8 protein-coding genes are annotated in these 12,622 nt (G+C 34.0%); 7 read left to right on the top strand and 1 reads right to left on the bottom strand.

The features are described 5' to 3' along the window. Nucleotides 1–305: 305 nt before the first annotated feature. The 4 genes from gltB to AADI82_RS00360 all read left to right on the top strand — a co-directional run bounded on the left by gltB (nt 306) and on the right by AADI82_RS00360 (nt 8,374). Complete coding sequence (gene gltB, locus AADI82_RS00375; RefSeq protein ID WP_341214485.1) at nt 306–4,820, top strand: glutamate synthase large subunit; 4,515 nt, start codon at nt 306–308, stop codon at nt 4,818–4,820. Nucleotides 4,821–4,824: 4 nt separating this feature from the next. Then, nucleotides 4,825–6,288 carry a glutamate synthase subunit beta gene (locus tag AADI82_RS00370; RefSeq protein WP_341214484.1) on the top strand — a complete coding sequence of 488 codons (1,464 nt, stop codon included), beginning with the start codon at nt 4,825–4,827 and terminating at the stop codon, nt 6,286–6,288. A gap of 305 nt (nt 6,289–6,593) precedes the next feature. Continuing rightward, nucleotides 6,594–7,541, top strand: coding sequence for an oxidoreductase family protein (locus AADI82_RS00365; protein ID WP_341214483.1), 948 nt, complete (start codon nt 6,594–6,596; stop codon nt 7,539–7,541). A 2-nt stretch (nt 7,542–7,543) separates the two neighbouring features. Further along, nucleotides 7,544–8,374 carry an inositol monophosphatase family protein gene (locus tag AADI82_RS00360; RefSeq protein WP_341214482.1) on the top strand — a complete coding sequence of 277 codons (831 nt, stop codon included), beginning with the start codon at nt 7,544–7,546 and terminating at the stop codon, nt 8,372–8,374. Between the two features lie 26 nt (nt 8,375–8,400). On the opposite strand, the gene fbp is transcribed toward AADI82_RS00360, so the two are convergent. Next, complete coding sequence (gene fbp, locus AADI82_RS00355; RefSeq protein WP_034042112.1) at nt 8,401–9,411, bottom strand: class 1 fructose-bisphosphatase; 1,011 nt, start codon at nt 9,409–9,411, stop codon at nt 8,401–8,403. Nucleotides 9,412–9,531: 120 nt separating this feature from the next. Here fbp and AADI82_RS00350 point away from each other — a divergent pair, with 120 nt between their 5' ends. The 3 genes from AADI82_RS00350 to AADI82_RS00340 form a co-directional block, all read left to right on the top strand. Next, nucleotides 9,532–10,011, top strand: coding sequence for a GNAT family N-acetyltransferase (locus AADI82_RS00350; protein WP_341214481.1), 480 nt, complete (start codon nt 9,532–9,534; stop codon nt 10,009–10,011). Nucleotide 10,012: 1 nt separating this feature from the next. Further along, nucleotides 10,013–11,263, top strand: coding sequence for an aspartate kinase (locus AADI82_RS00345; RefSeq protein ID WP_341214480.1), 1,251 nt, complete (start codon nt 10,013–10,015; stop codon nt 11,261–11,263). A gap of 22 nt (nt 11,264–11,285) precedes the next feature. After that, nucleotides 11,286–12,622, top strand: a 1,337-nt coding sequence (locus AADI82_RS00340) for a lysophospholipid acyltransferase family protein (protein WP_341214479.1), incomplete at its 3' end; no start/stop codon positions are given.

Genomic DNA, 12,622 nt, shown 5'->3' with positions numbered 1-12,622 from the left:
TTAAACTATATTTTTAATATTTTCATAATCTATTTTTTGAGTTATTATTAGCTTTTTTCATTTTTAATTGATTTTATTTTTGTTAAAATGAAAATTTATTATCATTAATTCATACGTCTATATTTATTATTAAATATTATGGATTGAATATTTAATAAAATATTTTTGTTTGATTGATATATAGTTAGTTTTCCATTGGCTAAATTTTCAAAATCGGAATAATGATTCACCCTATATTGTTATTCAAACTCTAGTGCATATCTTAGCTTATTAACTCACGTTTTTTAACTTAAAATTTGCTGATTATGCTGAAGAAACAAGGACTCTATTTACCTGAATTTGAACATGAAAATTGTGGCGCAGGTTTTATATGCAATCTTAAAGGAGAAAAAACCAATCAAATTATACACGATGCTCTAGAAATTCTAGTAAAACTAGAGCACAGAGGTGGTGTAAGTGCCGATGGAAAAACAGGTGACGGCGCTGGACTTTTAATTGATATACCGCACGCCTATTTTCAAAGAGTTTGCGATTTTAAAATACCAGTTCAAGGAAAATATGCAGTAGGCATGGTATTTTTACCAAAAAACGTCAACCAATATAAATTTTGTAAAGATACTTTCGAAAAAGAAATAGTTGCACAAGGGCTTTCAGTTTTAGGCTGGAGAGAAGTTCCTGTAGATTCTTCTCATTTAGGCGAAATCGCATTAGCATCAGAACCTAACATTGAGCAACTTTTTGTTGAAAAAACAGATGATGTTTCTGAAGATGTTTTCAAAGCAAAACTATATGCAGCACGTAAAATAACCGAACATACTATTGCAGGCTCTAAAATGTCTCAAGTTTCTTATTTCTACGTATCAAGTTTATCAACAACCACGTTAATTTACAAGGGCATTATTATGCCTGAAGATATTGGTCCATATTATAAGGATTTACAAGAAACAGATTTAGTAACACGACTTGCATTAGTACACCAGCGTTTTTCTACTAATACCATGCCAACATGGGAATTAGCACAACCTTTTAGGTTTATGTGTCAAAATGGAGAAATAAATACACTTCGTGGTAATGTGAGTAGAATGCGTGTTCGCGAAGAAATCATGAAAAGTGAGGTTTTTGGCCCTCAAATTGATAAATTATTTCCAATTATTTTACCAGGGAAATCAGATTCTGCATCCATGGATATGGTAGTTGAATTATTAACACATACAGGTAGATCTTTACCAGAAGTGATGATGATGATGATTCCTGAAGCTTGGGAAAAACACAAAACCATGTCGCCTGAACGTAAAGCATTTTACGAGTATAATGCTTGTATTATGGAGCCTTGGGATGGTCCCGCATCGGTACCATTTACAGATGGTAATTACATTGGCGCCTTATTAGATAGAAACGGCTTGAGACCTTCAAGGTACACCGTTACTAAAAGCGGAAAACTTATCATGTCGTCTGAAATTGGCGTAGTTGATATTGCTCCAGAAGACGTTGAAAGCCACGGCCGTTTAGAACCTGGAAAAATGTTTTTGGTTGACATGAACGAAGGACGCATTATTAACGATGAAGAAATTAAAAGCAAAATTGTTTCAGAAAGACCATATCAAGATTGGTTAGATAAAACCAGATTACACTTAAAAGACATTCCATATAACAATGAAACATGTCCGATAGAAACCATAGACATTAAAACAAGACAGCGTTTATTTAACTATACATTTGAAGATATTCAAGAAGTTATTACGCCAATGGCCATTGCTGGTAAAGAAGCTTTAGGGTCTATGGGTATAGATACTCCTTTAGCGGTTTTATCAGATAAACCTCAGCTTATTTCAAATTATTTCAAGCAACTATTTGCACAAGTTACCAATCCGCCTTTAGATGGTATTCGCGAAGAAATTGTAACAGACATAAGTTTATCTCTTGGTAAAGACCGAAACATATTCAGCATTACCGAAAGACAATGTAGAAAGTTAAAAATTCAAAATCCTGTAATTTCTAATGCCGATTTAGAAAAGATAAGATGCATTTCGGTTGAAAGTTTTAAAGCCGAAACCATAGAAATGCTATATCCAAAAGCAAAAGGGCTTAACGGACTTGAGGATGCTTTAGATAATATTATCGTTCAAATTGAAAAGGCACTCGACAGAAAAACAAATATTATCATTTTATCAGATAGAGGTGTTAATAAAGAGTTAGCTCCTATTCCATGTTTACTAGCATGTTCGTATGTAAACCATCAAATGAATCGTTTACGTAAACGTTCTTATTTCGATATCATTATCGAATCGGCAGAACCTCGCGAACCTCATCATTTTGCCACTTTATTTGGTTATGGCGCAAGTGCTATTAATCCATATATGGTGAACGAAATTATTAGAATGCAAGTAAAAGAAGGTTTTATTGAAGGTATGGACGAGCAAAAAGCCGTTGATAATTTCAACAAAGCCATTGGAAAAGGCATCTTAAAAATAATGAACAAAATAGGAATCTCAACACTGCATTCGTACAGAGGTTCTCAAATTTTTGAAATTGTAGGTTTCAATTCTCAATTTGTTGAAAAATATTTCCCTTACACTGCTTCAAGAATTGAAGGCATTGGTTTATATGAAATTGAAAAAGAAATTAACGAACGCTACAAATACGCCTATCCAGATAAATTAATAGATAAGCGTTTAGGCTTAAATATAGGTGGCGATTATAGATGGAGACGCAATGGCGAACGCCACATGTTTAACCCAACAACCGTTGCAAAACTGCAACAAGCGGTGAGGCTGAGCGATCAAGCAAGTTATAATGTTTACGCAAAAGCCATCAATGAGCAGTCTGAAAATTTAATGACCATTCGTGGTTTATTTGAATTTGATAATTTAGATCCGATTCCTTTAGATGAAGTTGAACCTTGGACAGAAATCGTAAAACGATTTAAAACAGGAGCCATGTCTTACGGGTCTATTTCTAGAGAGGCACACGAAAATTTAGCCATTGCCATGAATCGTATTGGAGGCAAATCTAATTCTGGCGAAGGTGGCGAAGATAGGAAACGTTTTCAACCAGATGTAAATGGTGATAGCCGAAACTCTGCAATAAAGCAAGTCGCCTCTGGTCGTTTTGGAGTGACTTCGCATTACTTAACCAATGCTAAAGAGATTCAAATTAAAATGGCTCAAGGTGCAAAACCTGGAGAAGGTGGTCAATTACCTGGAGAAAAAGTATTACCATGGATTGCCGCAGCACGTAACTCAACACCATTTGTAGGGTTAATTTCTCCACCACCACACCACGATATTTATTCCATTGAAGATTTAGCGCAATTAATTTACGATTTAAAAAATGCCAATCGCGAAGCACGAATTAATGTAAAGTTAGTGTCGGAAGTTGGAGTTGGTACTATTGCAGCAGGTGTTGCAAAAGCAAAAGCAGATGTGGTTTTAATAGCTGGTTACGATGGTGGCACTGGAGCATCACCACTTACCTCTTTAAAACATGCAGGCCTTCCTTGGGAACTTGGTTTAGCCGAAGCCCAACAAACACTAGTTTTAAATAAACTAAGAAGCAGAATTGTTGTAGAATGTGACGGACAATTAAAAACCGGACGCGATGTTGCTATTGCAACATTATTAGGCGCCGAAGAATTTGGTTTTGCCACAGCACCATTAGTAGCATCAGGTTGTATTATGATGCGTAAATGCCACTTAAATACCTGTCCTGTTGGTATCGCTACTCAAGATAAAGAGTTGCGTAAAAACTTTAAAGGTACGCCAGAACACGTTATTAATTTCTTCTATTATATCGCTGAAGAATTACGTGGTATCATGGCTCAATTAGGGTTTAGAACTATGGACGAAATGATTGGTCAAACACATAAAATAAATGCCAATAAAGCCATAACACATTATAAAGCAAAAGGCTTAGATTTATCTTCAATCTTACACAGACCTGCGATTTATAGTGAAATGGAAGTTAAAAACTCAGAAAAACAAGATCACGGTATAAATTGCGTTATGGATTTTCAAATTTTGAAAGATTCTCATCGTGCGCTTTACAGAAAAGAAAAAATGACATTAGCCTACCCAATCAATAATACTAATAGAACGGTTGGCGCTATAGTTAGTAACGAAATTTCTAAAAAATACGGACACCTTGGGTTACCTGAAGATACATTAAATATCAATTTTAATGGTTCCGCAGGACAAAGTTTCGGAGCTTTTGGAGCACACGGATTAACTTTTAAATTAGAAGGAAATACTAACGATTATTTAGGAAAAGGGCTTTCTGGAGCTAAACTTATTGTTAAGAAACCTGCGAAAGCAGATTTTATTGCAGAAAACAACATCATTGTTGGTAATGTTTGTTTGTTTGGAGCTGTCGAAGGTCAAGCCTACATCAATGGTATTGCTGGTGAACGTTTTGCAGTACGTAACTCTGGTGCAACTGCCGTAGTTGAAGGTGTTGGAGACCATTGTTGTGAGTATATGACAGGTGGAAAAGTAATTGTTTTAGGTAAAACAGGAAGAAATTTTGCGGCAGGAATGAGTGGTGGAATTGCGTATGTTTACGATCCTGAAAACAAATTTACAAATGGATTATGCAATACCGAAACGATTGAATTTGAAAATATTTTAGATGAAGATGCTAAAGATTTAAAAAGTATTATTGAAAAACATGTGTTGTATACAGAAAGTCAACTTGGTAAGAAATTATTAGCCAATTGGGATAGCAGCTTAAACGATTTTGTTCGTGTAATGCCTACAGAATATAAGAAAGCATTAGAGCGTTTAGCAAAAGGAGAAGTTATTGTTGAAGAATTAGAAATAGCATAATACAATGGGAAAAGTAACAGGTTTTAAAGAGTTTGAAAGACAAGATGAAGCATACACGCCTGTAAAAGACCGTGTAAAACATTATAAAGAATTTACAGTGCCACTTTCTGAAGATGAACAGAGAAAACAAGGTTCTCGCTGTATGGATTGTGGGATTCCTTTTTGCCATAGTGGTTGCCCATTAGGGAATTTAATCCCAGATTTTAACCACATGGTGCACCAAGGTGAATGGCAAAAAGCTTCTTGGATATTGCATTCAACAAATAATTTTCCAGAATTCACAGGTCGCTTATGTCCTGCACCATGCGAACAAGCTTGTGTTTTAGGTATTATAGAAGACCCTATTTCTATAGAAAATATCGAAAAAAATATTGTAGAGCGTGCTTTTAAAGAAGGCTGGATTAAACCACAACCACCAAAAACGAGAACAGGAAAAACTATTGCTGTTGTAGGCTCTGGTCCTGCAGGATTAGCAACCGCACAGCAACTAAATAGAGCAGGACACACCGTTACTGTTTTTGAACGTGACGATGAAATAGGTGGATTATTGCGTTACGGCATCCCTAATTTTAAAATGGAAAAAGAAATTATCGATCGTCGTCTTGCCATTTTAGAAGCCGAAGGCATCACATTTAAAACCAATGTAAATGTTGGTGTTAACTATGATGTGGACGAACTAAAAGCCTTTGATGCCGTTGTACTTTGTGGTGGTGCTACTGAAAGACGTAGCTTACCTACTCCAGGTATTGATGCCGATGGTGTAGTGCAAGCCATGGATTTTTTAACCCAACAAACTAAAGTGGTTTTTGGCAAAAAAGTTGAAAATCAAGTTTTAGCAACCGATAAACATGTGATTGTTATAGGTGGTGGAGATACAGGATCAGATTGTGTTGGAACATCAAATCGTCAAGGTGCAAAATCGGTAGTAAATTTCGAGATTATGCCAAAACCTCCAGGGCATCGTTCACCAACTACACCTTGGCCTTATTGGCCATTACAGTTAAAAACATCGTCTTCTCATAAAGAAGGTGTAGAGCGTAACTGGTTAATAAACACCAAAGAATTTTTGACAGATAAAAACGGAAAACTTACTGCTCTAAAAACTGTTAATGTAGAATGGGAAATGACTCCAGGAGAACGCCCTAAATTAATAGAAATTGAAGGCACAGAAAAAACATGGCCATGTGATTTAGCATTACTAGCCTTAGGTTTTACAGGACCAGAAAGCACTTTAGCTGATAAGCTTGGAATTAAGACTGATGCGCGTTCTAATTACAAAGCAGAATACGGAAAATACCAAACAAATATACCAAACATATTTACTGCTGGTGATATGCGTCGAGGACAATCCTTAATTGTTTGGGCTATTTCTGAAGGTAGAGAAGCTGCTCGACAAGTTGATATTTATTTAATGGGAAAATCTGATTTACCTACTAAAAATGCAGATGGAGATTTGGTTGGGGTTTAAAGTAATAGTAGTGTATTTATATTAAAAATCCCTTTGCAGTAATATTGCAAAGGGATTTTTAGCTTTTATTTGAGAATAAATTTTAATTGACTTATTTAATTTTTGAATCATTCGTCTTCTTAAACTGCAAAAGCTAATGCATTATTTTTTTGAATGTTAGAAAAAACTAAACTCTATCTTTTAATCTTCAAAATCAATTTTCATGAAGATGGTCTGATTAAAGAATGCTCATGTGGAGGTGATATTTTCTTCGAGATAATTAAGATTAAAAAATAAAAACCACATTTCCCTACCTTTGCCACCTTATGAACAACCATTTCAAATCAAGAATTCTACAAAGCACTGACGCATCATCTTTATCTGAAAAAGAAGTCATTCAGGAATTATGGAGTGGCTATGGTAAAATTATTCGTGTTGCATTAGAAAACACTCCTACAGAAAGTGTTGTTGTTAAACATGTGCAATTGCCTAGAAACCATAATCACCCAAGAGGATGGAATACAGATATTGGGCATCAAAGAAAATTAAAATCGTATCAAGTAGAAACTACGTGGTATGAAAAATATAGCAAACATAGTATGGCACGTTTACCAAAATGTTTTGCTATTGAAAATAAAGATGATGAAACACTTATAGTACTCGAAGATTTAAATAAAGCTGGTTTTTCATTGCGAAAACAAAATGTAGATTGGAACGATATAAGTACTTGTTTAGAGTGGTTGGCAAAATTTCATGCGAGTTATTTGAAAAAAGTTCCTTACGGACTTTGGGAGGTTGGCACCTATTGGCATTTGGAAACTAGACCTCAAGAACTAGAAGCTTTAGAAGACACTCAATTAAAAAACGCTGCTGCTGCCATTAACAACAAACTGAACCATTGTAGCTTTAAAACCTTTGTACATGGCGATGCAAAATTGGCAAACTTTTGTTTTTCTGAAAACGGACAAGTTGCCGGCGTAGATTTTCAATATGTAGGCGGTGGCTGTGGCATAAAAGATGTTGCCTATTTTATTGGAAGTTGCCTTAATGAAAGTGATTGTGAACGTTTAGAATCAAAACTATTAGACACCTATTTTACACACTTAGAAAAAGCCCTTGGCAAAAAAAATGAAGCACTTGAAAAAGAATGGCGATCTTTATATTATGTGGCTTGGGCAGATTTTCATCGGTTTTTAAAAGGCTGGAGCCCTGGGCATTGGAAAATTAATAGTTATAGCGAACGCATAACGGCTAAAGTCATTAAAAACCTGTAGTAATGGATTTAAATCATTTAGCAAATATAGCCATTGAAGCAGCCCTTTCTGCTGGAAAAATTATTCAGAAGTACCTAAATGATAACCTTATTGTAGAGCAAAAAGAAGGTGGTTCTAATTATGCTTCTCAGGTAGTCACAAAAGTAGATCGTGAATGTGAACATATTATTTTATCGCATTTAATACCCACTTGTAAAGTGTATGATATAAGCTTATTATCAGAAGAAACAGAAGATGATAAAAGCCGATTTGAAAAAAATTTCTTTTGGTGTATAGACCCTTTAGATGGTACACTAGCATTTATTAATAAACAACCTGGATTTTCTGTATCTATTGCTTTAGTTGCTAAAGATGGAACGCCTGTAATTGGCGTTGTGCTTAATCCTAGCACTGAAACACTATATCATGCTATAAAAGGAAAGGGCGCTTATAAAAATAGAAGTCCTTGGCATATTAAAAACACGAATGACTATTTAACTTACGTGACCGATAAAAAATTAAAAGACACTCCTAAGTCTTCTAAAATACAAAGCATACTTAACACACATAAAACCAATTTAGAATTAAAAGACATTAAAGAAATTTCAGGAGCAGGAGCAGTACTAAATGCCATTTTAGTTTTAGAAAACGGGCCTGCATGTTTTTTAAAACTACCTAAAGATGACCTAGGAGGAGGCAGTATTTGGGACTTTGCAGCCACAGCTTGTATTTACCACGAACTGGGGTTACTGGCAACAAACTTTAAAGGTGAACTATTAGATTTAAATAAAAAAGATGGTGCTTTTATGAATCATCAAGGGGTTTATTATTCCAATTTAAAAAAACGTGAATGACTACCAGTATTCAATAATATAAAAAATTACTGTTCCGCCTTACGCATAAACTCCTCACATTTTTCTACCATGTTTTTACTGCCACAAACAAATGGTACACGTTGGTGCAACTCGGTTGGCACCACATCCATAGTTCGTGTAAACCCATCACTAGATTTTCCATTAGCTTGCTCTGCTAAAAAAGCCATAGGATTACATTCATATAACAAACGTAGTTTTCCATTAGGATTTTTTGAGCTTTGTGGATATAAATAAATACCGCCTTTAATCATATTTCTGTGAAAATCAGAAACCAAAGATCCTATATATCTCGATGTATACGGTCTGTCTTCTTCTTCTTGTTGACAATATTTAATATAATTTTTTATACCCTGAGGGAAGTGAATATAGTTCCCTTCATTTACAGAATAAATATTGCCATCTTCGGGAAATTGCATATCCGGATGTGATAAATAAAATGATCCTATAGCTGGGTTTAATGTAAATCCATTTACACCGTCACCAGTGGTATAAACAAGCATCGTAGATGTCCCATAAACCACATAACCTGCTGCTACTTGTTGGCTTCCTTTTTGAAGGAAATCTGCTAAAGTAACTGGAGTTCCAACTGGAGTTACCCGTCTATAAACAGAAAAGATAGTTCCTACAGAAACATTAACATCGATATTCGACGATCCATCTAATGGGTCAATTAAAACAATATATTTATTCTGATTATTTTCATCTTGACTATTAATCGAAATAAAGTCATCTTCCTCCTCACTTGCAATCCCACAAACAATATTTCTTTTAGTTAGTGTTTGTATAAATTTTTCATTCGCATAAACATCTAGTTTTTGTTGATCTTCACCTTGAATATTTGTATCGCCTGCAGCACCAATTATATCAACCAATCCTGCTTTATTAACTTCATGGTTTACAACCTTTGCTGCCAATCGAATAGAATTAATAAGTCGAGATAATTCGCCCGAACTATACTTAAACGACGTTTGATTTTCAATAATAAACTCACCTAAAGTTTGATTTTTTCTAGACATGAAAACGTTTTTTTGTTTGTGCAAATATCTGTTAATTTTTAACTAACTACAACGTTTTCGTAAAAGATTAATGTGTTTAAATATTTAACTTTAAACTATATTTGATATTATTTTAAAAATATGAAATATAATATAAGAAACGCTAACAAGAATGATATGGCACAAGTTCTTGAATTAATAAAAGAACTAGCTCATTTCGAAAAAGAAGCTGATGCTGTTGAAGTTACTGTTGAAGATTTACAAAGAGATGGTTATGGAGAAAATCCCAGATTTCATTGCTTTGTTGCAGAAGTAGATTCAAAAATAGAAGGCATTGCTTTAGTATACAACCGCTACTCCACATGGAAGGGAAGGGTTTTACACCTTGAAGATTTAGTGGTAAGCAAAAAAATGAGAGGTGCTGGCATAGGTACTGCTCTTTTAGATGAAGTTGTTAAATATGGGTACCATTTGGGTGTAAAACGTATTAATTGGGAAGTGTTAGATTGGAACGAACCAGCCATTACTCTCTACGAAAAAAAAGGTGCTGATGTAAAACGCGATTGGGATGTGGTGCATTTAAATGAAATGGGGATTAAAAATTATGTAGCAAACCTATAATATGCAAGTATTCAAATTTGGCGGTGCATCGGTTAAGGACGCAAATGGTGTAAAAAACTTAGCGACGGTGTTACAAAAAGTGGGGTATAAAAATACTTTAATTGTAGTTTCGGCAATGGGAAAAACCACCAACGCTATCGAGCTTGTTTTAAAAAATTATTTTGAAAATAAAGCTGAATTACAAAGTTCGCTACAGGAGGTTAAAAAATTTCATAATGAAATTTTATTAGATTTATTTGATAATGAAAATCATCCAGTCTTTAAAAAAATAACAACACTTTTTGGTGAATTAACTAGTTTTTTTAAAACCAATAAATCACCTGATTACAACTTTGTTTACGATCAAACCATTGGTTTTGGCGAACTCATTTCGACCACTATTATAAGCGAATACTTAAACACAATTGGCATAAAAAACAATTGGATAGATGTACGCAATCAAATAAAAACAGATAATTATTACAGACGAGCGAATGTGAATTGGGACGACACACAACGCTTAATAACCTCACAATTCAACAAAAATGTTTTAAATATTACACAAGGTTTTTTAGGTAGTGATTCTAATAACTTTACAACCACACTTGGGAGAGAAGGGAGCGATTATACTGCAGCCATTTATGCTTATTGTTTAAATGCCGAAAGCGTTACCATTTGGAAAGATGTTCCGGGGGTTTTAAATGCAGATCCACGTTATTTTGAAAATGCACAATTACTTAATAAAATATCGTATCGAGAGGCTATAGAACTGGCTTTTTACGGTGCTTCTGTAATTCACCCAAAAACATTACAACCTCTACAAGGAAAAGAAATTCCGCTTTATGTTAAATCCTTTTTAAATCCTGATAAAATAGGTACAATGGTTGGTAAAAACACAACTTTAGAACCTATGATTCCTTGCTTTATTGTTAAGAAAAACCAAGTCCTTATTTCTTTATCATCTTTAGATTTTTCATATATCGTAGAAGACAATATTAGTACCATTTTTAAGTTATTACACCAATATAAAATGAAGGTAGATGTTATTCAAAATTCAGCTATAAGTTTTTCAGTTTGTGTTGATAATATTTATAACAACCTCAATAAATTATTGCATCATTTAAAAGCAAAATTTAAAGTAACATGTACCGAAAATGTTTCTCTTTATACTATTAGACATTATAATAAAAATGCCATTAAACAAATTGAAACTGGTAAAACCGTGTTATTAAAACAATTAACACAAGAAACAGTTCAAGTAGTAACTAAATAGTTTATTTAGTACATTTACACTCATGACCAAACAACAAGATACAGGACTTGTAACCGCAAAAGAAGTAGCCAAAGCCATACAATTAGACAAATATGGTTTTATAGGCACTTTTATTGGTTGGCTTTTAATGAAAGTTCTTAAAATATCTACACTTAATAAATTTTACAATAGAAATAAGCACCTAAAAGACATCGAGTTTTTGGATAGCATATTAGATGAATTTCAAATAAAGTTTGAAATCCCAGAAGAAGACTTAAAACGACTTCCAAAAGATGGTGCTTATATCACAATTTCTAATCACCCGCTTGGAGGTATTGATGGAATTTTACTTTTAAAATTGATGCTAGAGCAACGCAAAGATTTTAAAATTATAGCCAACTTTTTACTACATCGAATTGAGCCGATGAAACCATACATTATGCCTGTAAATCCTTTTGAAGATAGGAAAGATGCAAAATCTAGTATTGCTGGTTTTAAAAATTCTATTCTTCATTTAAGAGATGGGCATCCGCTTGGGGTGTTTCCTGCAGGAGAGGTTTCAACTTATCGAGACGGCAAATTAGTGGTTGATAAACCTTGGGAAGAAGCTGCTATGAAACTTATTAAAAAAGCTGAAGTCCCTGTAGTTCCCATTTATTTTCATGCCAAAAACAGCAAGTTATTTTATAAGCTTTCTAAAATTAGCGATACGTTTAGAACCGCTAAATTACCATCGGAAGTTTTAACACAGAAAAGACGTGTTATTAAAGTTAGAATAGGAAAACCTATTTCTGTAAACGATCAAAAAGAACACACAACACTTAATGAATTTACGGATTTTTTAAGACGAAAAACCTATATGCTATCTAATGCTTTTGAGGATAAATCAAAAATATTAGATAATATTTCGTCAACACTTAAAGTCCCAAAAGCACCTAAAAAAATTGTAACTCCTGTTAATTCAGAAATTATGATTTCTGAGATTGAAATACTAAAAAAAGAAGATTGTAAGCTACTTACAAGTAAAAATTACGAAGTGTATTTAGCGCCTGCTAAAAGTATACCTAACATATTAAGAGAAATTGGGCGTTTACGAGAAATCACCTTTCGAGAAGTGGGTGAGGGCACCAATGAATCTATCGATTTAGATGGTTTTGACACCTATTACCACCACATGTTTTTATGGGATAACGAAAACAATTTAATAGCCGGTGCCTATAGAATGGGATTGGGTTCTCAAATCTTTGAGCGTTATGGAATTGATGGTTTTTATTTACAAGACTTATTTCGATTTGAACCCGAGTTGTACAAGATGATGAGCCAGTCTATAGAAATGGGACGTGCGTTTATTATAAAAGAATACCAGCAAAAACCAATGCC

It is taken from the genome of uncultured Wocania sp., assembly GCF_964021735.1.
Classification (GTDB): domain Bacteria; phylum Bacteroidota; class Bacteroidia; order Flavobacteriales; family Flavobacteriaceae; genus Wocania_A.
Note: the sequence above shows the minus strand (reverse complement) of the source record. Positions and strands in the feature narration are given on the sequence as shown.